This is a genomic window from Streptomyces sp. NPDC007929 (assembly GCF_042959065.1).
Taxonomy (GTDB): Bacteria; Actinomycetota; Actinomycetes; order Streptomycetales; family Streptomycetaceae; genus Streptomyces.
The window spans coordinates 137569-161540 of record NZ_JBIBKD010000002.1 but is presented as its reverse complement, the minus strand read 5'-3'; the positions used below and the strand labels follow the sequence as shown (position 1 = coordinate 161540).

General features: G+C 70.5%; 24 protein-coding genes, 1 tRNA gene and 1 riboswitch. Of the genes, 10 read left to right on the top strand and 15 right to left on the bottom strand.

Features of this window, described 5'->3' with window-relative positions:
• Window positions 1–1455, top strand: a complete 1455-nt coding sequence (locus ACFZDE_RS05540) for an alginate lyase family protein (RefSeq protein ID WP_391198889.1) — start codon at window positions 1–3, stop codon at window positions 1453–1455.
• A 214-nt stretch (window positions 1456–1669) separates the two neighbouring features.
• Here ACFZDE_RS05540 and ACFZDE_RS05535 read toward each other — a convergent pair whose 3' ends face one another.
• Window positions 1670–3172, bottom strand: coding sequence for an MFS transporter (locus tag ACFZDE_RS05535; RefSeq protein ID WP_391003161.1), 1503 nt, complete (start codon window positions 3170–3172; stop codon window positions 1670–1672).
• A gap of 74 nt (window positions 3173–3246) precedes the next feature.
• Window positions 3247–4590 (bottom strand): DUF445 family protein, encoded by a 1344-nt coding sequence (locus ACFZDE_RS05530; RefSeq protein ID WP_391198886.1) that lies wholly within the window; start codon window positions 4588–4590, stop codon window positions 3247–3249.
• A gap of 195 nt (window positions 4591–4785) precedes the next feature.
• On the opposite strand from ACFZDE_RS05530, the gene ACFZDE_RS05525 reads away from it, so the two are divergent.
• A complete protein-coding gene (locus ACFZDE_RS05525; protein ID WP_391197654.1) occupies window positions 4786–6174 on the top strand; it encodes a GDSL-type esterase/lipase family protein in 1389 nt (462 codons plus the stop codon).
• A gap of 184 nt (window positions 6175–6358) precedes the next feature.
• Here the strand turns inward: ACFZDE_RS05525 and ACFZDE_RS05520 are convergent, their stop codons facing one another.
• Genes ACFZDE_RS05520 through ACFZDE_RS05505 form a run of 4 tightly spaced genes read right to left on the bottom strand, consistent with a single transcriptional unit; the run spans window position 6359 to window position 9696 of the window.
• On the bottom strand, window positions 6359–7060 hold the full coding sequence (locus tag ACFZDE_RS05520; protein ID WP_391003157.1) for a DUF1707 domain-containing protein: 702 nt from the start codon (window positions 7058–7060) through the stop codon (window positions 6359–6361).
• Between the two features lie 33 nt (window positions 7061–7093).
• Entirely contained in the window at window positions 7094–8080 is a 987-nt protein-coding gene (locus ACFZDE_RS05515; RefSeq protein ID WP_391003155.1) for an ATP-binding cassette domain-containing protein, read from the bottom strand.
• Window position 8081: 1 nt separating this feature from the next.
• Window positions 8082–8903, bottom strand: a complete 822-nt coding sequence (locus ACFZDE_RS05510) for an ABC-2 family transporter protein (protein ID WP_391197652.1) — start codon at window positions 8901–8903, stop codon at window positions 8082–8084.
• The gene (locus ACFZDE_RS05505; RefSeq protein WP_391003385.1) at window positions 8896–9696 is read right to left on the bottom strand and encodes an ABC-2 family transporter protein; all 801 of its coding nucleotides are present in this window, start codon (window positions 9694–9696) and stop codon (window positions 8896–8898) included. The genes ACFZDE_RS05510 and ACFZDE_RS05505 overlap by 8 nt, the downstream gene beginning before the upstream one ends.
• Before the next feature lie 503 nt (window positions 9697–10199).
• Between ACFZDE_RS05505 and ACFZDE_RS05500 the strand changes: the two genes are divergently transcribed.
• Window positions 10200–12617: a transglycosylase domain-containing protein gene (locus tag ACFZDE_RS05500; RefSeq protein ID WP_391197650.1), complete on the top strand. Its 2418-nt coding sequence runs from the start codon at window positions 10200–10202 to the stop codon at window positions 12615–12617.
• Window positions 12618–12629: 12 nt separating this feature from the next.
• Here ACFZDE_RS05500 and ACFZDE_RS05495 read toward each other — a convergent pair whose 3' ends face one another.
• The 3 genes from ACFZDE_RS05495 to ACFZDE_RS05485 all read right to left on the bottom strand — a co-directional run bounded on the left by ACFZDE_RS05495 (window position 12630) and on the right by ACFZDE_RS05485 (window position 13837).
• The gene (locus ACFZDE_RS05495; protein ID WP_031140108.1) at window positions 12630–12950 is read right to left on the bottom strand and encodes a multidrug efflux SMR transporter; all 321 of its coding nucleotides are present in this window, start codon (window positions 12948–12950) and stop codon (window positions 12630–12632) included.
• Window positions 12951–12984: 34 nt separating this feature from the next.
• A riboswitch (guanidine-III (ykkC-III) riboswitch) is annotated at window positions 12985–13052 on the bottom strand.
• A 54-nt stretch (window positions 13053–13106) separates the two neighbouring features.
• Window positions 13107–13463: a GroES family chaperonin gene (locus tag ACFZDE_RS05490; protein WP_387841428.1), complete on the bottom strand. Its 357-nt coding sequence runs from the start codon at window positions 13461–13463 to the stop codon at window positions 13107–13109.
• A gap of 44 nt (window positions 13464–13507) precedes the next feature.
• Window positions 13508–13837 carry a DUF3618 domain-containing protein gene (locus ACFZDE_RS05485; protein ID WP_391003383.1) on the bottom strand — a complete coding sequence of 110 codons (330 nt, stop codon included), beginning with the start codon at window positions 13835–13837 and terminating at the stop codon, window positions 13508–13510.
• 94 nt (window positions 13838–13931) lie between these two features.
• Between ACFZDE_RS05485 and bcp the strand changes: the two genes are divergently transcribed.
• The 4 genes from bcp (at window position 13932) to ACFZDE_RS05465 (ending at window position 16100) form a co-directional block, all read left to right on the top strand.
• Window positions 13932–14399 (top strand): thioredoxin-dependent thiol peroxidase, encoded by a 468-nt coding sequence (gene bcp, locus ACFZDE_RS05480; protein ID WP_391003148.1) that lies wholly within the window; start codon window positions 13932–13934, stop codon window positions 14397–14399.
• Between the two features lie 137 nt (window positions 14400–14536).
• Window positions 14537–15160: an HNH endonuclease gene (locus tag ACFZDE_RS05475; protein ID WP_391197648.1), complete on the top strand. Its 624-nt coding sequence runs from the start codon at window positions 14537–14539 to the stop codon at window positions 15158–15160.
• Between the two features lie 56 nt (window positions 15161–15216).
• Entirely contained in the window at window positions 15217–16017 is an 801-nt protein-coding gene (locus tag ACFZDE_RS05470; protein WP_391198884.1) for an HNH endonuclease, read from the top strand.
• A 7-nt stretch (window positions 16018–16024) separates the two neighbouring features.
• A tRNA-Leu gene (locus tag ACFZDE_RS05465) sits at window positions 16025–16100 on the top strand.
• A gap of 62 nt (window positions 16101–16162) precedes the next feature.
• Here the strand turns inward: ACFZDE_RS05465 and rdgB are convergent.
• The 4 genes from rdgB to ACFZDE_RS05445 all read right to left on the bottom strand — a co-directional run bounded on the left by rdgB (window position 16163) and on the right by ACFZDE_RS05445 (window position 18505).
• Window positions 16163–16765: an RdgB/HAM1 family non-canonical purine NTP pyrophosphatase gene (gene rdgB, locus ACFZDE_RS05460; protein ID WP_391197646.1), complete on the bottom strand. Its 603-nt coding sequence runs from the start codon at window positions 16763–16765 to the stop codon at window positions 16163–16165.
• A gap of 110 nt (window positions 16766–16875) precedes the next feature.
• On the bottom strand, window positions 16876–17274 hold the full coding sequence (locus tag ACFZDE_RS05455; protein WP_391197644.1) for a hypothetical protein: 399 nt from the start codon (window positions 17272–17274) through the stop codon (window positions 16876–16878).
• 145 nt (window positions 17275–17419) lie between these two features.
• Window positions 17420–18157 (bottom strand): ribonuclease PH, encoded by a 738-nt coding sequence (gene rph / locus ACFZDE_RS05450; protein ID WP_391003141.1) that lies wholly within the window; start codon window positions 18155–18157, stop codon window positions 17420–17422.
• A gap of 114 nt (window positions 18158–18271) precedes the next feature.
• Window positions 18272–18505: a glucose PTS transporter subunit EIIB gene (locus ACFZDE_RS05445; RefSeq protein ID WP_033308152.1), complete on the bottom strand. Its 234-nt coding sequence runs from the start codon at window positions 18503–18505 to the stop codon at window positions 18272–18274.
• A gap of 162 nt (window positions 18506–18667) precedes the next feature.
• Between ACFZDE_RS05445 and ACFZDE_RS05440 the strand changes: the two genes are divergently transcribed.
• Window positions 18668–19981 (top strand): PTS transporter subunit EIIC, encoded by a 1314-nt coding sequence (locus tag ACFZDE_RS05440; protein WP_391197641.1) that lies wholly within the window; start codon window positions 18668–18670, stop codon window positions 19979–19981.
• A 176-nt stretch (window positions 19982–20157) separates the two neighbouring features.
• Entirely contained in the window at window positions 20158–21420 is a 1263-nt protein-coding gene (locus tag ACFZDE_RS05435) for a PTS transporter subunit EIIC (protein WP_391003136.1), read from the top strand.
• Window positions 21421–21483: 63 nt separating this feature from the next.
• Here the strand turns inward: ACFZDE_RS05435 and ACFZDE_RS05430 are convergent, their stop codons facing one another.
• On the bottom strand, window positions 21484–22236 hold the full coding sequence (locus ACFZDE_RS05430; protein WP_391003134.1) for an MBL fold metallo-hydrolase: 753 nt from the start codon (window positions 22234–22236) through the stop codon (window positions 21484–21486).
• 211 nt (window positions 22237–22447) lie between these two features.
• Here ACFZDE_RS05430 and ACFZDE_RS05425 point away from each other — a divergent pair, with 211 nt between their 5' ends.
• Window positions 22448–22954, top strand: coding sequence for a type II toxin-antitoxin system PemK/MazF family toxin (locus ACFZDE_RS05425; RefSeq protein ID WP_391197638.1), 507 nt, complete (start codon window positions 22448–22450; stop codon window positions 22952–22954).
• A gap of 63 nt (window positions 22955–23017) precedes the next feature.
• On the opposite strand, the gene ACFZDE_RS05420 is transcribed toward ACFZDE_RS05425, so the two are convergent.
• Complete coding sequence (locus ACFZDE_RS05420) at window positions 23018–23968, bottom strand: cysteine synthase (RefSeq protein ID WP_391003130.1); 951 nt, start codon at window positions 23966–23968, stop codon at window positions 23018–23020.
• Between the last annotated feature and the right edge of the window lie 4 nt (window positions 23969–23972).

Here is a 23972-nt window from a genome sequence, read left to right as displayed (position 1 = left end):
ATGCTGAAGGCGACGGGCATCGGCCTCGGCGCCGGACTCGGCACGACCGCGCTCACCACCCCGGCCGCCCTCGCCGCCCCCGCCGACGCCCCTCTCCGCCACCCCGGGCTGCTGCACACCCGCGCCGATCTGGACCGTATGGCGGCCAAGGTGAAGGCGGGTGCCCGGCCGTACACCGCCGGGTTCGCCAAGCTCACCGCCAACCGGCACGCGCGGAGCGGGTGGCGGGCGAATCCGCAGGCCGTCGTGTACCGGGGGTCGGGTACGCCCGAGAACTACCGGATCCTCTACAACGACATCCACGCCGCCTACCAGAACGCCCTGCGCTTTCACGTCAGCGGCGAGCAGGAGTACGCCGACACCGCCGTGGCGATCCTCAACGCCTGGTCGGGGAAGCTGACCCGGCTGGAGGGCAGTGCCGACCGGTTCCTGGCGGCGGGGCTGTACGGCTACCAGTTCGCGAACGCCGCTGAACTGGTGCGGGGACACGGGGACTTCGACCTGGAGCGGGCACGGGAACTGCTCCTGAACGTCTTCCATCCGCTCAGCGACAGCTTCCTGAGCCACCACAACAACGCCGTCGTCACCAACTACTGGCCCAACTGGGACCTGGCGGCCCTCGCGTGCGTGCTCGCGACCGGGATCTTCTGCGACCAACGGGCCGTGGTCGAGCGGGCCGTGGAGTACTTCGAGCACGGCGCCGGGATGGGCTCGGTCAAGCACGCGATACCCGTCGTCCACGAGGACGGGCTCGGCGAGTGGGTCGAGGCCGGACGGGACCAGGGGCACGCGCTGCTCGGGGTCGGGCTGATGGGCACGGTGTGCGAGATGGCGTGGAACCAGGGGATCGACCTGTACGGCTACGACGACAGCCGGTTCCTCAAGGGGGCGCAGTACGTGGCCAAGTGGAGTCTGGGCGGCGATGTGCCGTACACGGCGAACACGCGCAGGAAAGGGGCGATCGGGGGGTGGTCGGGCAGTGAGACCGCGTCCGATGCGGCGAGGGTGGACCCGGGGATGACCCGGCCCATCTGGGCGATGATCGCCAACCACTACACCAAGCGGCGGGGGTTGCCGGCGTCGTACCTGACGCGGGCGGCCGCCAAGGCCGCGCCGGAGGGCGGGGGCGGGGACTACGGGCCCAACAGCGGGGGGTTCGACCAGCTGGGGTTCGGGACGCTGGCGTTCACCCGGGACCGGGTGGAGGAGAGGGCTGCCGGGGGCAGCCCGGCGCCGGGTCCGGGGTCGGCGTCCGGTGGGTCGCGGGGTGGTGCGGATCTCCGGCCCCAGGCCTCGGCGTCCCCGTCACCGGTCGGCGGGCAGGACCTCGCCGCGACCGGCTCCGGAGACACGGCGGCGTGGGCCGCCACGGCGGGGATCGGTGCGGTGGCGGGCGGCCTGCTGTTGCTGCGCAGGCGCGACCGGCTGCGCCGAGGGGTAGGGGTGGCGGAGTAGCGCGACGTGGGCGGTGGGCAGGCGCCGCCCGCCCCCCCACCAGACGCAGGTCCCGCCCACGCGAGTGGAGCGTATGGGCCACTTCCGCCCTTGCCACCCCGGCTTTCCTTGCCGTGCGTGACCCATACGCTCCCCTCGCGCCCTCGCGCCCTCGCGCCCTCGCGCCCTCGCGCCCCGGGCAGCGGGCCCCCGGCAGCGGGCAGCGGGCCTACGCCTACGTCGGCTGCGCCCCTTCCGTGCCGGGGGTGCTGTCCTTCGGGCCGGTCCCCGCCGCTGTCAGTGGCTTGGCGATGTCCTCCAGGGAGCGGCGTTCCGCCTTCACCGCGAGGAGGGCGGCGACCAGGCCCGCCAGGCACATCAGGGTCGCGCCGATCGAGAAGGCGAGGACCGTGTCGCCGACGACGCCGGTTTCCGTGAGCTTGGCGAACAGCAGCGGGCCGCTGATTCCGCCGGCCGCCGTGCCGATGGCGTAGAAGAACGCGATGGACATGGCGCGGGTCTCCATCGGGAAGACCTCGGAGACGGTCAGATAGGCGCTGGACGCGCCGGCCGAGGCGAAGAAGAGGACCGCGCACCAGCAGGCCGTCATGGTGGCCGCGCTCAGCGAGCCCTGGTCGAAGAGCCAGGCCGTGCCGAAGAGGAGCAGGCCGGACAGGATGTACGTGCCGGAGATCATGATGCGGCGGCCGACCGTGTCGAAGAGCTTGCCGAGGAGCAGCGGGCCGCAGAAGTTGCCGATGGCGATGACGGCGAAGTAGTAGCCGGTGTTGCCGCTCGGGACGTCGAAGAACGTGGTCAGGATCGCGCCGAAGCCGAAGGTGATCGCGTTGTAGAGGAACGCCTGGCCGATGAAGAGGGAGAAGCCGAGGATCGCGCGGCGGCGGTAGTCGGAGAAGACCGTGCGGCCGATCTCGATGAAGGAGACGCTGCGGCGCTGGTGGATGGTGATCTCGCCCTCGGGGCGCGGCAGCGGATCGTCCCGTTCCTCCTCGACCTTGCGTTCGATGGAGGAGACGATGCGTTCGGCTTCGTCGTCGCGGCCGTGGATCAGCAGCCACCGTGGGCTCTCGGGGACGTGCCGGCGGACCAGGAGGATCACCAGGGCGAGGACCGCGCCGAGGGCGAAGGTGAGACGCCAGCCGACGTTCGCCGCGAAGATGTCGGTGTCCAGGGCGACGATCGACAGCAGCGAGCCGAAGACCGCGCCGAGCCAGAAGCTGCCGTTGATCATCAGGTCGGTGCGGCCGCGGTACTCCTTGGGGATCAGCTCGTCGATCGCGGAGTTGATGGCCGCGTACTCACCGCCGATGCCGAAGCCGGTGAGGAAGCGGAAGAGGAAGAACCACCAGGTGTCGAAGGAGATCGCGGTGAGGGCGGTGGCCGCGAGGTACACGGCCAGCGTGATCATGAAGAGCTTTTTGCGCCCCCACTTGTCGGTCAGGCGGCCCCAGAAGAGGGCGCCCAGACAGGCACCCGCCACATACAGGGCGGCCGCCATACCGGTGACCTCGCCGGACGTGATGGGCAGGCCGCTGCCGGGTTCGGACAGGCGGCTGGCGATGTTTCCCACGACGGTGACTTCGAGACCGTCGAGGATCCACACGGTGCCGAGGCCGATGACGATCGTCCAGTGCCAGCGCGACCACGGGAGGCGGTCGAGGCGTGCTGGGATGTCGGTGGTGATGGTGCGGCCGGTCCCGGCCTGCGCGGTGGCCATGGGCTCCCTCCTCATCGAGCGGAACCCCGTTCGGGTGCCCTGAGGGGGTTCTCTTACGCCCGAAGGAAGCCAGGTCACGCCCCCAGGGCGTGCGAGACCGTGTAGATCAGCAGGCCGGCCAGGGAGCCGACGACCGTGCCGTTGATCCGGATGAACTGCAGGTCGCGGCCGATGTTGGCCTCGATCTTGCGGGTGGTGTGCTCGGCGTCCCAGCTCGCCACGGTGTCCGTGATCAGGGAGGTGATCTCCTTGCGGTAGGTGGTGACGACGTAGACGGCCGCGTCCTCCACCCACCGGTCGACCTTGTCCTGGACCTTGCGCTCGGCCGCCATCCGCGAGCCCAGCGACAGCAGGGACGCCCGCACCCGCAGCCGCAGCTCGCTGCGCTCGTCCTCCGCCGCCGCGACGATCATGGACCGTACGGCCGTCCAGGCGCTGGCGATGAGGTCCTGGACCTCGTCGCGGCTCAGTACGTCGCCCTTGAGCCGCTCGATACGGGCCCGGGTGTCGGTGTCGGACTGGAGGTCGGAGGCGAAGTCGGTGAGGAACCGGTCGAGGGCGCCGCGCGCGGGGTGGCCGGGCATGTCGCGCATCTCGGTGACGAAGCGCAGCAGTTCCCTGTAGACGCGCTCGCCGACCTTCTTGTCGACGAACTTCGGCGTCCAGCCGGGGGCGCCGCCCTGCACGGCGTCCATCACGGAGTCGCCGTGCAGCACGAGCCAGTCGTGGGCGCGGGTCACGACGAGGTCGACGACGCGTTTGTGGCCGCCGTCGGCGACGACCTTCTCCAGCATCTTGCCGATGCCGGGCCCGATCTCCTGGGCGTTCGCGCGGCGGGTGATCGCCTCGCCGACCACGGCCTGGACGTCGGAGTCGCGCAGGACCGTCAGGGCGCCGCGCAGGGCGGTGGACAGCTCGGCGGTGACCCGGTCGGCGTGTTCGGGTACGGCGAGCCAGGCGCCGAGGCGGCTGCCGATGCCGACGGCGCGCAGCCGCTGCCGTACGACGTCCTCGGAGAGGAAGTTCTCGCCGACGAACTCGCCCAGGGAGACGCCCAGCTGGTCCTTCTTGGTGGGGATGATCGCGGTGTGCGGGATGGGGATGCCGAGGGGGTGCCGGAAGAGGGCGGTGACGGCGAACCAGTCGGCGAGCGCGCCGACCATGCCGGCCTCGGAGGCGGCGGCGACGTAGGCCGCCCAGGTCCCGGCGCCGGAGTTGTGCGCCCAGGTGGACAGGACGTAGACCAGCGCCACGAAGACCAGGAGTCCGGTGGCGGTGAGTTTCATCCGGCGTACGCCGCGCTGTTTCTCCTCGTCCGCGGGGCTGAACGTCGTCATCGCGCGGTTCACGGCGCCGCCGGGGCGGGCATGCTGCCCACCGGTACCGACACCCTTTTCTGCTGCTTTCGCCTGTTCCATCCGCTCCACCCGCTCGGTGATCCCGCACACACATTGTCCCTTCCTGACCGACTCCTGGAACGGAACAGGAGTTCCCGGCGTCTGTCGGGAGGGGGGATTGCACAGGGTGCTGTGAGCTTCCCCCGGCCCATGCCGCATCATGGGCACATCAGATCGGAGCCTTGGGCTCCCATCGCCCGAGGAGAACAACACAGCATGACCCGAGGACGTGCCGGGGGTGTGAGGCCCGCTGCGCAGCAGCAGATGTCGACCGGCCCCACTAAGTACCGCGCCCTCCTGGCCATGGTCGTCGCAGCGATCGTGGCCCTTTCCACTGCCATATACGTCGGCGTGGGTGCCGACGACAGCCTGCGCGACCGCAACGCCCTCGGCGACGGCCGCGCCCCGCACAACTCCGCCGCACCCGCCTCCACCGGCACCTGGGTCGGCACCTGGTCCGCCTCCCCCTCCGCCGCCGAACCCGGCACCGAGGCCACGGGCATGGCGGACCGTTCGGTCCGCAACGTCGTCCACACCAGTGTCGGCGGTACGAGTGCCCGCGTGACGCTGTCCAATCTCTACGGCCAGTCGCCGCTGAGCATCACGCGGGCGACGATCGCCGTCTCCGCGGGCAGCGGTACGGCGGCGGCACTCGCGGACACCATGCGGCAGCTGACCTTCAGCGGCGGCCCCACGGTCGTCATCCCGCCCGGCCGGCAGGTCATGAGCGACGCCGTCCGGATCGTCGTCCCGCAGGACTCCGACGTCCTGATCACCACCTACACGCCGACCACCTCCGGCCCGGTCACCTACCACCGCCACGCCCGCCAGATCTCCTACCTCGCCCAGGGCGACCACGCGCAGGACACCACGGGCACGCCGTACACCGAGCGCACCGGGTCCTGGCGGTATCTGACCGCGCTGGACCTGCTGAGCAACGAGTCCGACGGCACGGTCGTCGTCCTCGGCGACTCGCTCACGGACGGCATCACCTCCACGCCGGACACCAACAGTCGCTGGACCGACGTGCTCTCCGACCGGCTGCGCGCGGAGATCGCGGCGGGCCGGGACCTGCCCCGCTACAGCGTCGTCAACCAGGGCATCAGCGGCAACCAGGTCCTCGCCGACGGACTCGGCCGCCCCGCGGACAACCCCAGCGGGCTGAACCGCTTCGGGCGGGACGTGCTGGAGCGGACGAACGTCAAGGTCGTCGTCATCGACCTCGGCGTCAACGACATCCTGCGCAACCCGCGCCTCGCCGACCCGAACGCGATCCTCGCCGGGCTGCGCACGATGGTGGACCAGGCCCACGCCCGCGGCCTGAAGGTGGTCGGAGCGACACTGATGCCGTTCTACGGGCACCGGGGGTACACGGACGCGCGGGAGGCGGTCCGCCGCACGATCAACGCCGAGATCCGCGCCGGGCGGGTGTACGACGCCGTGGCCGACTTCGACGAGGCGCTGCGCGACCCGTACGACCCGCGGCGGCTGCGGTCCGACTACGACTCGGGCGACCATCTGCACCCCAGCGACAAGGGATACGCGCGCATGGCGGAGTCCTTCGACCTCCGGACGCTGAAGGGGTCGGCGCCGGCGGAGCTGTAGTCGCCTCCCGCACTGCCCCGTCCCGTGCCCGTCGCCTCACCCAGGCGGCGGGCACACGGCTGCCAGGGCCCGGAGCCGACCGCGCCCCGGGGCTCAGGGGGGCTCAGCGGTCCTGCCCCGGGGCCAAGCGGTCCTGCGCGGGGCTCAGCGGACCGGCGCGGGGCTCAGCGGGCCGCCCCGGGGCTCAGCGGTCCCCGTCCAGCTCCCGCCGGGCCGACCTGCGCTCCAGCTTCTCCTGGCGCCGCTCCTCGCGGATGCGCAGCTTCTCCGCCCGGGTCAGCTTCCGCTGGACCCCGACGCCGCCCCACAGCGCGAACCCCGTCACGATCACCCGCGGCGCGCCCGGCTCCCCCGGCACGCCCTCCTCGCGGTGGTCGAAGCCGCCCATGATGCCGATGCCGCGGACGACGACCTCGACGCCGGGCGGCACGATCACATCCACCCCGCCCATGATCGCCACGGCGTTGATCTCGACCTCGCGGTCCGCGAAGTTCGCCTCGCGCAGGTCGATCTCCCCGCCACCCCAGAAGGCGAAGCAGGTGAACCGCCGGGGCATCGTCCAGTGCCCCTTGCGCTGGAAGCCGGACATCACGGCGACGGCCCACGAGGAGGTGCCCTCGCCTCCGGTGATCCGCCCGGACCAGTCCGGGCCGGTGGCCGGGTCCTTCGTCAGGGACACCGCCGGCACCGTCACGCCGGCGGCCGGCAGGTCCCGGGTGATCGGCGCCAGCTCCCCGTACGTCCTGGCCTTGTACGTCGCGTCGAGCCGCTCCTCGAACTCCTCCATGTCGAGGCGCCCCTCGGCGAGGGCGTCCCGCAGGACTTCTGCGACCTTTTCACGGTCGGCATCGGAGGCGCGGAGGTCCGGGACGGCGTCGTCGGTCATACACAGCAGCCTACGAGTTCACCCCGCCGGGGGCTATGAGATCGCCCGCTCGGCCTGTTCCCCGTACATGGTGGCGATGACCGCCTCGATGTCCGGTTCCCGCACCGACAGGTCCACCAGCGGGTACTCGGCCGCGATCCGCGCCACCAGCGGCGCCGCCGACTCCCCCGCCGGGAACGCCAGCCACTGGCGCGGGCCCTCCACGCGGACGACCCGCGCGGGCGCCGGTGCGTCGATCGGCGGCAGTTCCCGCTCCAGGTCCACCACCAGGGTCCGCTCGCTCTCCCCCACCTCGTGCAGCCCGGCGAGCGGACCGTCGTACATCAGACGGCCCTGGTCGATGACCATCACCCGCTTGCACAACTGCTCGATGTCCTGAAGGTCGTGCGTGGTCAGCAGCACCGTGGTGCCGCGCTCGGTGTTCAACTCCCGCAGGAACTCCCGCACCTTCGACTTGGAGACGACGTCTAGGCCGATCGTCGGCTCGTCCAGGTACAGCACCTCCGGGTCGTGCAGCAGGGCCGCCGCGATGTCGCCGCGCATCCGCTGGCCGAGGGAGAGTTGCCGTACCGGAACGTCCAGCAGGGCGCCCAGGTCCAGGAGTTCGACCAGACGGTCGAGGTTCTGGCGGTAACGGGCGTCCGGGATCCGGTACATGCGGTGCATCAGCCGGTAGGAGTCCAGCAACGGCAGGTCCCACCACAGCGTGGTGCGCTGCCCGAACACCACGCCGATGCGGTGCGCGAGACGTGTCCGCTCCCGGGACGGGTCGATGCCCGCCACCCGCAGCCGTCCCCCGCTGGGCGTGAGGATGCCGGTCAGCATCTTGATCGTGGTGGACTTCCCGGCACCGTTGGGGCCGATGTAGCCGACCATCTCGCCGCGCTCCACCCGGAAGGAGATCGAGTCGACGGCCCGCACCCGCCGTCGTTCCCGCTTCATGAAGCCGGTCTTCTTACGCACCTCGAAGACCTTCTCCACACCGTCGAGTTCGATGAAGCCGCCGTCCACCTCGATCACCTCAGCTCCCTGTACTCCGGTACGAACGAAGTCCCGCCCGCCACGCCAGCCCGGCCAGGACACAACAGGCAACCGCCACCAGCGGCGAGGCGAAGGCCGTCCACCCGGGCAGCCCGACCGGGTACGGCCGCCCCAGCACATGGGCGGCCGGCACCCAGTTGACGAAGGCCAGCGGCAGCATGAAGGTCACGCCCCGCACCAGGTCCTTGCCGAACACCGACGGCGGATACTGCAACAGCGTCGTGCCCCCGTAGGTGAAGGCGTTCTGCACCTCGGCCGCGTCCTGCGCGTAGATCTGGAAGGCCGCGCCCGCCACGAACACCGCCGAGAAGATCACCGCGCCACTGACCACCATCACCGGCACCAGCAGCACCTTCGCCGCGCTCCACTCGACGTCCACCGACACCAGCGCCCACCCCAGCACCACCGCGCCCTGGGTGATCCGGCCCAGGCGGCGCAGCGCGAAGTGGTCGGCGCCGACCTGGGCGAGCACCGGCGCGGGCCGCACGAGCAGGATGTCGAAGGAGCCGTCGCGCATCCGGCCGCCCAGGACGTCCATCGAGCCCAGCGCCAGATCGGCGATCCCGAACGACGTCACGGACAGCCCGTACAGGAACGCGACCTCGGGCAGCGTCCAGCCGCCCAGCGAGTCCACCTGCGAGAACATCAGCAGGATCGCCACGAAGTCCAGGCCGGTCACCGTCAGATTGCCGCACACCGTGACGACGAAGGAGGTCCGGTAGGTCATGCTGGAGCGCACCCACATCCCGGCGATCAGCCGGTAGGCCCGCAGCCCCTCCCGCACGGCACCGCGCTCAGCCACCCTGCACCACCACCCGCCGCGTCGCCGCCGACTGCATCAGCCGCCCCGCGGCCAGCAGGGCCACGGCCCACGCCGCCTGGAAGGCGAACGCCCGCAGCGGATCCGTCTCCCCCATCAGCACGTCCGCAGGCATCTGGATCTGCGCCGCCCACGGCAGCACCCGCACGATCTCCCCGAAGACCCCCGGGAAGGCGTTCAGCGGCAGCACCATGCCCGAGAAGAAGATCCCCGTGACCATCAGCACCTGGTTGACGCCCATGCCGTCCAGCAGCCAGAACACGCTGAGGGCCGCCAGATAGCGGATCGCGAAACTCACGACCGTAGCCAGCAGCAGCGTGACCACGAACGCCGCCCACGGGGCGACCTCCGTCGGCAGCGCCATCGGGAAGAAGACCGCACCGAACAGGAACGGGATCACGCCCCGGCCCAGCATCTGGAACGACGCCCGCCCCACGTCGCCCGCCAGCCACCACAGCTGAAGATCGGCCGGCCGGTAGAGGTCGACGGCGATCTCACCGGTGCGGATGCGGTCCATCAGGTCCTTCTCCGCGCCGCCGCCCTGGATCGCCAGCGTCGCGTAGAGGCACTGCCCCAGCCACACATAGGTCACCGCCTGCGCCTGGTCGTACCCCCCGAGATGCGGCCTCTCGTCCCACAGCGCCAGATACGTGTAGACGAGGATGACGCCGAAGACCGTGTTGGTGAACACCCCGGCCACCGTGGCCGCCCGATACGTCGCGTACCGCCGGAAGCCACCCGCCGCGACCGCCACGTACAACCGCCCCGAGCCCACATCCAACGCCCTCTTCACCGCCCTCCACGCCGCCCTTCCCGCCGCCCGGCACCGAAGCGCAGGAGCCTAGTGCTCCGGCGAACGGGCGCGCCACGCGATTTCGGGCGCCCGCGAGGGCGCCGCCGGGCGGGCGCGCACCGGCCCAGACGGTACGATCCGTTGCGTCCGCGTGGGCCGAGGCGCCCGTGGCCAGGGCGAGCAGCGTGGCGGCGGTACCGGCCGGGCGGAGCGCAGGCACCGTCACGATCCACGGCCGTGTCCCCCTTCGGGCGAATGTCGCGCAGGCGAGATCACGATTCGGGCAGGCGTACGCGACAGCGCGTTTGACCCCGTGCCCGCCCGCGCACCCACTCGCACACGGCCCGCCCCACCACACGCCGCACGACCCGGCCCTCGATCAGGGAACTGATCAACGGATGGGACAGTCTTCATCACAGGGGCGCAAGAGCGAGCAGAGACGTACGGGAACGACGTACGACGCGAAACAGGAGTCCGTGCACGACATGAGTGACGAGCCTCAGCCGCAGCAGCCGAATCCGGGCTGGGCATCGAGAGAGCCGCAGGCGCACGCCGACGGCGACCCCGGCACGCCCGAGACCAAGGCCTCCGGGAAGCCGAAGCGGACCGGCTGGCGCCGCGCCGTCCCGACCTGGCGCATGACGCTCGGCGCCTTCGTCATCGTCGTGCTGCTGCTGGCCGGCGGCTTCTTCCTGGGCTACTCGCTGGTGAAGATCCCCCCTGCCAACGCGCTCGCCACCAAGCAGGCCAACGTCTACCTCTACGCGGACGGCTCCGTGATCGCCCGCGACGGCGAGGTCAACCGCGAGAACGTCACGCTCGCGCACATCTCCAAGGACGCCCAGCACGCGATCCTGGCCGCCGAGGACCGCGACTTCTACACCGAGTCCGCCGTCGACCCCAAGGCCATGGTCCGCGCCGCCTGGAACACCGCCCTCGGCAAGGGCAAACAGTCCGGCTCCACGATCACCCAGCAGTACGTGAAGAACTACTACCTGCGCCAGGAACAGACCGTCACGCGCAAGGCCAAGGAGTTCTTCATCGCGATCAAGCTGGACCGCGAGGTCAGCAAGGACCACATCCTCGAGGGCTACCTCAACACCAGCTACTTCGGCCGCAACGCCTACGGCATCCAGGCCGCCGCCCAGGCCTACTACGGCAAGGACGCCAAGGACCTCGACCCGGCCCGCGCCGCCTACCTCGCCGCGCTCGTCAACGCGCCCAGCCAGTACGACGTCGTCGCCCACCCGGAGAACCGCAAGGCCGCCGAGTCCCGCTGGAACTACGTCCTGGACGGCATGGTCAAGAAGGGCTGGCTCGACGAGTCGAAGCGCACCGGCATGAAGTTCCCCGTGCCGAAGGAGTCCACCCTCTCCACCGGCATGTCCGGGCAGCGCGGCTACATCGTCCGGATCGTCAAGGACTACCTCGTCCAGAACAAGATCGTCGACGAGCGGCAGCTCGACGCCGGCGGCTACCGCATCACGACGACCCTGCAGAAGGGCAAGCAGGACGCGTTCGTGAAGGCCGTCAACGACAAGCTGATGTCCAAGCTCGACAAGAAGAGCAACAAGGTCGACACCTACGTCCGCGCCGGTGGCGCCTCCGTCGACCCCAAGACCGGCAAGGTCGTGGCGATGTACAACGGCATCGACTACGTCAAGCAGTACACCCCCAACGCCACCCGCAGGGACTTCCAGGTCGGCTCCACCTTCAAGCCGTTCGTGTTCACCTCGGCCGTCGAGAACCACTCCGAGACCCAGGACGGCCGCGTCATCACCCCCAACACCATCTACGACGGCACCAACAAGCGCACCGTGCAGGGCTGGACCGGCGACCCCTACGCCCCCGAGAACGAGGACCAGCGCTCCTACGGCGACATCACCGTCACCGAGGCCACCGACAGCTCCGTGAACTCGGTGTACGCGCAGATGGCCGCCGACGTCGGCCCCGCGAAGGTCAAGCAGACCGCGATCGACCTCGGCGTCCCCGAGACCACCCCCGACCTCGCCGACGGCCCCGCCATCGCGCTCGGCACCGCCACCGCCAGCGTCCTCGACATGGCGGAGGCCTACGCCACCCTCGCCAACCACGGCCGGCACGGCACGTACACGATGGTCGAGAAGGTCACCAAGCAGGGCACACCGATCGACCTGCCCGAGCGGCGCACCCGGCAGGCCGTCAGCCGCGAGGCCGCCGACACCACCACCTCGATGCTGCGCAGCGTCGTCCAGAACGGCACGGCCTCCGCCGCGCAGGCCGCGGGACGCCCCGTCGCCGGCAAGACCGGCACCGCCGAGGAGGACACCGCCGCCTGGTTCGCGGGCTACACCCCCGACCTCGCCACCGTCGTCTCCGTCATGGGCCAGGACCCGGAAACCGCCGCCCACAAGTCGCTGTACGGCGCCATGGGCCTGCCGCGCATCAACGGCGGCGGCGCGCCCGCCGAGATCTGGACGCAGTTCACCCAGGACGCCCTCAAGGGCAAGCCCGCCAAGGAGTTCGACCTCAGGCTCCAGCCCGGCGCCGACGTCTCGCAGGCCCCCAGCAGCCAGGCCCCCACCGACCCGACCACCGGCGCCACCACCGACGGCTCCACGACCACCGGCGGCGACGACGGCGCCACCGAGACGCCGCCCGACCAGAGCCCCAGCGCCCCCGAGGGGCAGACCGAGGGCCAGACCTCCGGTGGCACCACCGACGGCGGCACCGGCGGCGAGTCCCCCACCGGCGGCACCACGGACGGCGGCACCGCCGACGGCGGGACGACGGACGGCGGCACCGCCGACGGTGGCACCACGCAGGGCGGTGGCGGCGGCGACACGAGCGACGGCGGCACGACGGAGGGCGGCACGGCCGGCCCCGGCTGGGGCGTCGTCCCGCAGGGCACCCGCCGCGAGTAGCCCGGCCGCGGATCAGTGGCCGCTGGTCGCCTTCAGCCCCACCACGGCGACCAGCAGCAGGCACACGAAGAAGATCCGGGCGGCGGTCGCCGGTTCACCGAGCACCGCCATGCCGAACACCGCCGCCCCGGCCGCGCCGATCCCCACCCACACGCCGTAGGCGGTACCGATCGGCAACGTCTTGGCGGCCTGCGACAGCAACAGCATGCTGGCGACGATGCCGGCGCCCGTGAGCACACTGGGCAGCGGGCGGGTGAAGCCGTCGGTGTACTTCATGCCGACCGACCACCCCACCTCGAGCAGACCGGCGACGACGAGCAGAACCCAGGCCATGACGGGCACCTCCGGGAAACGGGCTGACGGTGTCGGTGCGTCGTCTTTGCCTTGATCCCGGTACGGCGCGTCTCGTCGGGGGTGCCTCCAACGTAGCAAAGGACATGACGAGGGGGCCGGTGACGGTGGTCACCGGCCCCCTCGTACCACCCGGGCCTACAGGTACAGGCCCGTCGAGTCCTCGGCGCCCTCGAACCGGTCCGCGGCGACGGCGTGCAGATCACGCTCGCGCATGAGCACGTACGCGACGCCCCGCACCTCGACCTCGGCACGGTCCTCCGGGTCGTACAGCACCCGGTCGCCGGTCTCCACCGTCCGCACGTTCTGTCCCACCGCGACGACCTCGGCCCACGCCAGCCGCCGGCCGACCGCGGCCGTGGCGGGGATCAGGATGCCGCCGCCGGAACGCCGCTCGCCCTCGCTGGTGTCCTGCCGCACCAGTACGCGGTCGTGCAGCATCCGGATGGGCAGCTTGTCCGGATGGGTACTGTGCTCGTTCTTCTTGGCGCTCACGCCCAGAAACCTACCTGTCTTCACCATGCCCGCACGCGGTCGGGTCAGCCCTTGCGGCGCCGTGTGCTGACCGCGAGCAGCCCGACCACGCCCACGACGACGAGCGCGACGGGCACGACCCGCTCCAGCCGGGGCGCGCCGTCCTCGTCCACGAACCGGGCGCGTACGTCCGTGACGGCCCGGTTGACCCCCACGTAGGCCCGGCCGAGGGTGTGGTCGATGTTGGCAGCGACCTTGGCCTTGGCATCCCCGACGATCGTCTTCGGGTGTACCCGCACCCCGATCTCGTCGAGGGTCTCGGCCAGGTTCGCGCGGCGGCGCCTGATGTCCGCCTCGATCTGCGCCGGGGTCCTGGTGTCCGCCGTGTCCGCCACCGTGTCGCCTCCGAAGTCGGTGTGAGCCTGTGCCGGACAGTCTGTCAGCTCCACGGCTCATCGCACTGCCTCGACCCCCGGTTACCCTGGCCTGATGAGCGAGCGACTCCAGCCGGGGGACGTGGCCCCCGCCTTCACCCTGCCCGACGCCGACGGCACCGAGGTGTCCCTGGCGGACCACAAGGGCCGCAAGGTCATCGTGTACTTCTACCCGGCCGCCCTCACGCCCGGCTGCACCAAGCAGGCCTGCGACTTCACGGACAACCTGGAGCTGCTCGCGGGCGCGGGCTACGACGTCATCGGCATCTCCCCCGACAAGCCGGAGAAGCTGGCCAAGTTCCGCGACAAGGAGTCCTTGAAGGTCACCCTCCTCGCCGACCCTGACAAGCAGGTCCTGGAGTCCTACGGCGCCTTCGGCGAGAAGAAGCTCTACGGCAAGACGGTGACCGGCGTCATCCGCTCCACGATCGTCGTGGACGAGGAGGGCAAGGTCGAACGCGCCCTCTACAACGTCAAGGCGACGGGCCACGTCGCCAAGATCATCAAGGACCTGGGAGTCTGAGACCCACCTGTTCCTTTCACGAGCGGCCCGTACCGATGACCTCCGGCACGGGCCGCTCCACACTTCGGGCGTGACTGTCCGATAAACGGTTCGTTACTCCGTGCGAGACCACGAACGGGTGGTCGAGAGCGGAGGCGATGATGGGGGCCAGGTATACCCGCGAGCTGCTCGCAGAAGCAGCACGGGTGACAGCGAATTGGGACGACGCCGTTCGATGGTGCGGGGGAACACCCACACCTGGCAGCAGACGCTATCTGCGCCAGAAGATGGCCGAGGCCGGAGTGGACGTCTCCCACTTCCCGACCCGGTGGGCGCGCCACACCGAGCAGACGCTCCGCGAGGTGGTGGCGGTGTCCTCCAGCGTCAAGGAGGTGCTCCGCCGTCTGGACATCAGCCCGGTCGGCGGCAACCACACGCACATCAGCCGCCGTATCGCGGCCCTGGGCATCGACACGTCACACTTCGTGACACCACCGCGGAGGTCAAGATCCCGCGGCGATCTGCTGAGCCTCGGGACACCGCAGGCCGGCAGGATCCCGGGGAATCGGCTGCTCCGGCAGTTGCTCTGCATCGGAGTCCCGGAGAGGTGCGCCCTGTGCGGCACCGGGCCCAGGTGGAACGGCAAGCCTCTCCGGCTGGAGGTCGACCACATCAACGGCGACTGGTGGGACAACCGCCCGGGAAACCTCCAGTTGCTCTGCCCCAACTGCCATGCGGCCACGGACACATACCGGGGACGCAGGCGGAGGACGGCCTCGTGAGCACGCCGAGGTACACACGAGAGCTGCTCACCCGTACCGCCGCCGAGGCCACCAGCATGGTCGACTTGATGCGCAGACTGCGGGCCCCGCTGGGGAGCGGCCCCCGCGGTTACCTCAGCAAGCGGCTGCGGCACTACGGCATCGACATCTCGCACTTCCGCGAGGAGCCTCTGCCGGAGCGCGAACGACGCAGCTACCCGGAACAACTCCTGCGAGAAGCCGCCGCCCAGTCGACCAGCATCAGGGAGATGGTGCAGTACATGGGGCTCTCTCCACGCGACAGCCCGTACGGCTACATCAGAAAGCAGCTGGATGCCTTCGGTATTGACACCTCGCACTTCACCGGAGGGCGCAACAACCGCTCAGGGGCCATCTTCCCGCGTGAGGACGTCACACGAGCCGTCGCCGCGTCACACAGCTTGTCCGGAGTGCTGCGCATGCTCGGTCTCTCCACACTAGGTGGATCCGGGCGGGCGAAGGCCAGACGCAGTATCGAGTTCTACGGCCTGTCGATCGACCACTTCACCGGGCAGGGCCACTTCCGGGGCACGTCCTCCCCTCGTCGCAGGTCCGCGGACCAGATCCTGGTGAGACGGCCTCCTGGTTCTCCACGCACGCAGACAGTCCTCTTGAGGCGGGCACTCGACGACCTGGGCGTACCCCGTATGTGCAGCGAGTGCGGCACCGGGGAGAGCTGGCAGGGCAGGAGACTCGTGCTGGAGATCGACCACATCGACGGCGATCGGCTGAACAACCGGATCGAAAACCTGCGATACCTCTGCCCCTGCTGCCACAGTCAGACGCAGACCCACTCACGACCTCGCCGCCCCGGCACCGCTCTCGGCCCAGTACAGTAACCGCAACGGGTCCGTACCCCAGCTGGCCAAGAGGGCGCCGGTTTAGGTCCGGTGTGTCGTGGGTTCGAGTCCCACCGGGCCCACCGCCAACTGGGGCGCAGCACCTCCACGGTGCCGCGCCCCTCGGCTCAGCTGATCACCGTTCTCAGCTCACCAACTCCCCCACCACCGGCACCAACGCCCGGAACGCCTTCCCCCGGTGGCTGATCGTGTTCTTCTCCTGGGGGGTCAGTTCCGCGCAGGTTCGCGACTCGTTCTCCGGCTGGAGGATCGGGTCGTAGCCGAAGCCGCCGGAGCCCGTGGGGGCGTGGCGGAGGGTGCCGCGGAGTTGGCCCTCCACCACCCGCTCCGTGCCGTCGGGCAGGGCGAGGGCCGCCGCGCAGGCGAAGTGGGCGCCTCGGTGGTCGTCGGCGATGTCGGAGAGCTGGGCGAGGAGGAGGTCGAGGTTGGCCTTGTCGTCGCCGTGGCGGCCGGCCCAGCGGGCGGAGAAGATGCCGGGCGCGCCGCCCAGGACGTCGACGCAGAGGCCGGAGTCGTCGGCGACGGCGGGGAGGCCCGTGGCCCGGGCCAGGGCGTGGGCCTTGAGGAGGGCGTTCTCGGCGAAGGTGACGCCCGTTTCCTTGACGTCGGGGATGTCCGGGTAGGCGTCGGCGCCGACGAGTTCGTGGGGCAGCCCGGCTTCGGCGAGGATGGCGCGAAGTTCGGTGATCTTTCCGGCGTTGCGGGTGGCGAGGATCAGGCGGGTCATGGCCACAACAGTATTGCCCCGGGTGACCAGCGGTCCCGCGCCCCTTCAGGGGCGCGGGGAACTGCGCGAGTGACCACGACGGGCCCGCAGCCGGGCACCGGCCCGCGGGGTTACGGCGTACAGACCTTCGTCAGTTCGCCCGCCGCGTCCGTGACGGGGCTGATGTCGGGCGTCTCGTCGCCGTTCTTGATCGAGGTGCGGACGTTGTCGACGGCCTTGTTCAGGTCGTCGACGGCCTTGCTGACGTCCGCGTTGTCGGTCTTGTCGCCGATCTCGCCGAGGTTCTGGTCGATGGAGTCGAGGGACTCGTCGAGCTGTGCCGGGTCGTCGGCCGCGCTGTCGACCGCCTGCTGGAGTTCGGTGACGCTGTCGGCGATGGCGTCGGCGGTCTGGACGCAGTCCAGCGCCTTGTCGACGGCGGCGCAGCCGGTGGTGAGTCCGGCGGTCAGCGCGACGGCCGCCAGGGTGGCGGCGACGGCTGCGGTGCGGCGTCGGCGGCTCGCGGCCATGGAGCGGTCCCTCTCGTTCGGTCGGGCCGGTCGGGCCCGAGCGGCTGGCCGGGCGCACAGGGATGAGCCGTGCGCCCGTACTCCTTCAGACGCGAGTGTGCTCGGCTCGGTTGCCCGCGGTCGAGCACCTGTCTTGGTGTGCCCTTTACTTTCCGAGGACGGCGTCGAGCGCGGCGCGCTGGTGGGCGGCGAGTTCGTCGCAGCCGCTGACGGCGAGGTCGAGGAGGGCGTTGAGCTCGTCGCGGGCGAAGGGCTCGGCCTCGGCGGTGCCCTGGACCTCGACGAAGCGGCCGTCGCCGGTGCAGACGACGTTCATGTCGGTGTCGGCCTTGACGTCCTCTTCGTAGCAGAGGTCGAGGAGGGGGACGCCGCCGACGATGCCGACGGAGACGGCGGAGACGGTGCCGGTGAGGGGCTGCCGGTTGGCCTTGATCAGCTTCTTGCGCTGGGCCCAGGCGATCGCGTCGGCCAGTGCCACGTACGCGCCGGTGATGGCCGCGGTACGCGTGCCGCCGTCGGCCTGGAGGACGTCGCAGTCGAGGACGATGGTGTTCTCGCCGAGGGCCTTGTAGTCGATGACGGCGCGCAGGGAGCGGCCGATGAGGCGGCTGATCTCGTGGGTGCGGCCGCCGATGCGGCCCCTGACGGACTCGCGGTCGCCGCGGGTGTTGGTGGCGCGGGGCAGCATGGAGTATTCGGCGGTGACCCAGCCTTCGCCGCTGCCCTTGCGCCAGCGCGGGACGCCTTCGGTGACGGAGGCGGTGCAGAAGACCTTGGTGTCGCCGAAGGAGACGAGGACGGAGCCTTCGGCGTGCTTGCTCCAGCCGCGCTCGATGGTGATGGGGCGGAGCTGCTGGGGGGTGCGGCCGTCGATTCGAGACATGCGGCTGAGCCTATCCGTACGTGCGTGGGGGCCCGTCCCGGTGGGGAGGGGCCCGCGCGCGGTGCCGGTCTCAGGGGTGCGTCAGGGGGTGAAGCCCGGGACGATCCCCGCTCTTCACATCATGTCCTCGATGTCCGCCGCGATGGGGTCGGCGTCGGTGCCGATGACGACCTGGATGGCGGTGCCCATCTTGACGACGCCGTGGGCGCCGGCGGCCTTCAGGGCGGCTTCGTCGACCTTGGCGGGGTCGACGACCTCGGTGCGCAGGCGGGTGATGCAGCCTTCGACCTCTTCGATGTTGTCGATGCCGCCGAGCCCGGCAACGATCTTCTCAGCCTTGCTGGCCATGTTCGTTCTCCCTGATCCGAACCGCTTTGTCGCAGTAACCCACAGTTGGCCCCTCTTGGCGAGCGGTCCTGTGGTGTGTGCCGAAGGATGGCGTCACATCAGCGCGACCGTCGACCGACTGGTCTACACCACGAGTATGCCTCCCGACAAAGGGGGTCCGGGATGAGTGCCGACAGCCCGGCCGGTGCGGCGTCGGCCGCCGGCCCCGCGCGGGCCCGCTGGAACCGGGTGTTCCAGGGGTTGCAGAAGATGGGCCGCAGCCTTCAGCTGCCGATCGCGGTGCTGCCGGCGGCGGGGATCCTCAACCGGCTGGGGCAGCCGGATGTGTTCGGGGACGAGGGGCTGGGCTGGACGAACGTCTCGAAGGTGATGGTGGGGGCGGGCGGGGCGCTGCTGGACGGTTCGCTGGGGCTGCCGCTGCTGTTCTGTGTGGGCGTTGCGATCGGGATGGCGAAGAAGGCGGACGGTTCGACGGCGCTGGCGGCGGTGGCCGGGTTCCTCGTCTACTTCTCGGTGCTGCGGCAGTTTCCGGACGGCTGTCCCGAGGGGTCGGTCGCGGTGCCGAACGTGGGGTGCCAGGTGACCGACGGGGACCGGGAGGTGACGGCGTTCGCGTTCCAGAATCCGGGGGTGTTCGGGGGGATCGTGATGGGGTTGCTGACGGCGTTCTTCTGGGCGCGGTTTCATCGCACGCGGCTGGTGGACTGGCTGGGGTTCTTCAACGGGCGGCGGCTGGTGCCGATCATCATGGCGTTCGTGGCGATCGTGTTCGCGGCGCTGTGTCTGTGGGTGTGGCCGCCGGTGGGTGGGGCGCTGGAGAGCTTCAGCGACTGGATGGACGGTCTGGACGCGTGGGGCGCGGGTGTGTTCGGGGTGGCGAACCGGGCGTTGCTGGTGGTGGGGCTGCACCAGTTCCTGAACGTGCCCATCTGGTTCCAGTTCGGCTCGTTCACGAAGCCGGACGGGTCGGTGGTGCACGGTGACATCAACATGTTCCTGGCGGGGGATCCGGATGCCGGGCAGTTCACCTCGGGGTTCTTCCCGATCATGATGTTCGCGCTGCCGGCGGCGGCGCTGGCGATCACGCACTGTGCGCGGCCGGAGCGGCGCAAGGAGGTCGGTGGCCTGATGCTGTCGGTGGCGCTGACGTCGTTCGTCACGGGGATCACGGAGCCGATCGAGTACTCGTTCCTGTTCGTCGCGCCGGTGCTGTACGGGGTGCACGCGCTGCTGACGGGGGTGTCGATGGCGGTGACGTGGGGGCTGGGGGTGCATGACGGGTTCAGCTTCTCGGCGGGGCTGATCGACTACGTCATCAACTGGAATCTGGCGACGCGGCCGTGGCTGATCGTCCCGATCGGGCTGGGGTTCGCGCTGGTCTACTACGTGATCTTCCGGTTCGCGATCACGAGGTTCGACCTGAGGACTCCGGGGCGTGAGCCCGCCGAAGAGGTCGAGGACAGCGCCAAGGCGTGATCGTCACAGCGGGTGGAATTGGCGGGTTCCACTCGTTCGGCCTACCGTGCTACAACTGGTCTACACCACTCACTGGTGGAGGTCGCGCGGCGATGACCGCGTTCCCCTTTCTTTGAGACGCCGCCGTCCCCCGCTGAACTCTCCCTGGGCGGCGCCGTGCCCCCTGGAGGAAGTTCATGTCCACAGACACCGCCGCGCCCGCGAGCCCGAAGAAGGGCTCGGCCGTGATGGCCGTCATGCAGCGCATCGGCCGCAGCCTGATGCTGCCGGTCGCCGTGCTGCCCGCCGCCGCGCTGCTGGTCCGGCTCGGCAACGACGACATGCTGGGCCGTCCCGAGTTCCCCGCGTTCCTGACGAAGATCGCCGGTTTCATGGCCGCGGGCGGCAACGCCATCCTCGACAACATGGCGCTGCTGTTCGCCGTGGGCATCGCGATCGGTTTCGCCAAGAAGTCGGACGGCTCCACGGCGCTGGCCGCCGTCACCGGTTACCTGGTCTTCCAGCGGGTGCTCGCCACCTTCACCGACCCGAACCAGCCCAAGGTGGAGACCGCCGTCGAGGGCAAGGTCGTCATGGTGGAGAAGGCGGTCAACGCCGGTGTCCTCGGCGGCGTGGTCATGGGCATCGTCGTCGCCCTGCTCTACCAGCGCTTCTACCGCACCAAGCTGCCCGACTGGGCGGGCTTCTTCGGCGGCCGGCGGCTGGTCCCGATCCTGTCGGCCTTCGCGGGTCTGATCATCGGCGTCGTCTTCGGATACATCTGGCCGGTCCTGGGCGCGGGCCTGCACAATTTGGGTGAGTGGCTGGTCGGTTCCGGCGCCGTGGGCGCGGGCATCTTCGGTGTGGCCAACCGTGCGCTGATCCCGGTCGGCATGCACCACCTGCTGAACTCCTTCCCGTGGCTCCAGGCCGGCGAGTACGAGGGCAAGCACGGTGACATCTCCCGCTTCCTCGCCGGCGACCCGACCGCCGGGCAGTTCATGACCGGCTTCTTCCCGATCATGATGTTCGCCCTGCCCGCCGCGTGCCTGGCGATCGTGCACTGCGCCCGGCCCGAGCGCCGCAAGGTCGTCGGCGGCATGATGTTCTCCCTCGCGCTGACCTCGTTCGTCACGGGCGTGACCGAGCCGATCGAGTTCACCTTCATGTTCATCGCCCCGGTGCTGTACGCGATCCACGCGGTGCTGACCGGTGTCTCGATGGCGCTGACCTGGGCCCTGGGGATGAAGGACGGCTTCGGCTTCTCGGCCGGTGCGATCGACTTCGCCCTGAACCTCGGTATCGCGACCAACCCGTGGGGTCTGGCCCTGGTCGGCCTGTGCTTCGCGGCGGTCTACTACGTGGTGTTCCGCTTCGCGATCACCAGGTTCAACCTGCCGACGCCGGGCCGCGAGTCCGACGAGGAACTCGCCGAGCTGCAGAAGGCGGAGGCGAAGTAGTCCACGGAAGCCGAAGGCCCCGGAACCCGCTCGGGTTCCGGGGCCTTCACGTGTGCCGGGCGCTCAGATCTCGTACGTCTGGCGGGGCGCGGCGAGGTCCACCGGACCGTCGTACACCGCGCGGGCGTCGGCGAGGTTGACCTGGGGGTCCGTCCACGGCGGGATGTGGGTGAGGACCAGGCGGCGGGCACCGGCCCGGGCCGCCGTCTCACCCGCCTCGCGGCCGTTGAGGTGCAGGTCGGGGATGTTCTCCTTGCCGTGCGTGAACGCGGCCTCGCACAGGAACAGGTCGGTGTCCCGGGCGAGTTCGTCCAGCGCGGGGCTCACTCCGGTGTCGCCGGAGTACGTCAGGGCCTTGCCGCCGTGCTCGATGCGGATGCCGTAGGCCTCCACGGGGTGGGCCACCCGCTCGGTGTGCACCGTGAACGGGCCGATCTCGAACGTGGACGGCTTGACCGTGTGGAAGTCGAACACCTCGCTCATGGAGGAGGCGGAGGGGGTGTCCGCGTAGGCGGTGGTCAGCCGGTGTTCCGTGCCTTCGGGGCCGAAGACGGGGAGCGGATCGCAGCGGCCGCCGTCGTGGCGGTAGTAGCGCGCGACGAAGTACGCGCACATGTCGATGCAGTGGTCGGCGTGCAGATGGCTGAGGAAGATCGCGTCGAGGTCGTAGAGACCGCAGTGGCGCTGCAGCTCGCCCAGGGCACCGTTGCCCATGTCGAGAAGCAGCCGGAAGCCGTCGGCCTCGACGAGGTAGCTCGAGCAGGCCGATTCCGCGGAAGGGAACGACCCCGAGCAGCCGACGACGGTGAGCTTCATGAAGCAGAAACCTCCGCTGGCGGGAATGTCTGAGAGGGGCGTCGGGGGTCGTGCGGTCCGTCGAGCGTAAGGCGCAAAACCTCCGGTAGCTCCTCCGCCAAGGCCTGTTGTGGGCGAACTCACCTGTGGTGTCACCGGTTCGGCTGGCAGGGCCGGGGGTGATCCTTGTGAGGGGGGCGCGCGGCAGGGACCGCGCCGGTAACGTCTCAGTATGGACACGTCCTGGTGGCTGGCGCTCGCCGCGGTGGTGCTGCTCGCGCTCATCGCCACGCTCGTCGACGGCTGGGGCCGGGGGCGCCGCCCGTCGGCCCGGCGGCCGCGGACCGCGGCACCGGCCGCGACGCCGGAGGGCCGGCCGCAGCCGGCGGAGATCTGGTGGGCGGACGTGCCCTACGAGGACGAGGCGGAATCAGAGGGGGCCGGGCGAAGCGCGTCAGGCAGGGCGGTGGTGGGCGACGGGCGGCGGGCGAAGGACCGGCCCTGCCTGGTGCTGGCGGTGCGCGGCGAGCGGGCCACGGTCGCGAAGATCACCACCCGGTTCCGCGGCGAGCGCGCCGGGGTGATCCCGCTGCCGCCGGGCTCGGTCGGTGACGCCCAGGGCCGCGCGAGTTTCCTGGAGACGGACGAGCTGCGGGAGGTCCCGGTGTGGGGCTTCCGGCGGCGGGTCGGCGTGGTGGACCCGGCCCTGTGGGACCAGGTGCGGTACCTGGCGGGCTGAGCGACCGGAAAAGGGCTGGAGTCGCCCGACTCCAGCCCTCTGTCTGCGGTTTCCCCGCGTCGGCTACGCCCAGAGCTGGCCCTGGAGCGTGTCGATGGCTTCCTCGGTGGTGGCCGCCGTGTAGACGCCCGTCGAGAGGTACTTCCAGCCGCCGTCGGCGACGACGAAGGCGATGTCGGCGGGCTCGCCCGCCTTGACGGCCTTCCTTCCGACGCCGATCGCGGCGTGCAGCGCGGCGCCCGTGGAGACCCCGGCGAAGATGCCCTCCTGCTGGAGCAGCTCGCGGGTGCGGGTGACCGCGTCCGCCGAGCCGACGGAGAAGCGGCTGGTGAGGACGGAGGCGTCGTACAGCTCGGGGACGAAGCCCTCGTCGAGGTTGCGCAGGCCGTAGACCAGGTCGTCGTAGCGCGGTTCGGCCGCGACGATCTGGACGCCGGGCTTGTGCTCGCGCAGGAAGCGGCCGACGCCCATGAGGGTGCCGGTGGTGCCGAGGCCGGCCACGAAGTGCGTGATCGACGGCAGGTCGGCGAGGATCTCGGGGCCGGTCGTGGCGTAGTGGGCGCCCGCGTTGTCCGGGTTGCCGTACTGGTAGAGCATCACCCAGTCGGGGTGCTCGGCCGAGAGCTCCTTGGCGACGCGCACGGCGGTGTTGGAGCCGCCCGCCGCCGGGGAGGAGATGATCTCCGCGCCCCACATGCCCAGCAGGTCCCGGCGTTCCTGCGAGGTGTTCTCCGGCATCACGCAGACGATGCGGTAGCCCTTGAGCTTCGCCGCCATGGCCAGGGAGATGCCGGTGTTGCCCGACGTCGGCTCGAGGATGGTGCAGCCCGGGGTCAGCCGGCCGTCCTTCTCCGCCTGCTCGATCATGTGCAGGGCCGGACGGTCCTTGACCGATCCCGTCGGGTTGCGGTCCTCCAGCTTCGCCCAGATGCGGACGTCGGCGGACGGCGACAGCCGCGGCAGGCGCACCAGGGGGGTGTTGCCGACCGCGGCCAGGGGGGAGTCGTAGCGCATGGTC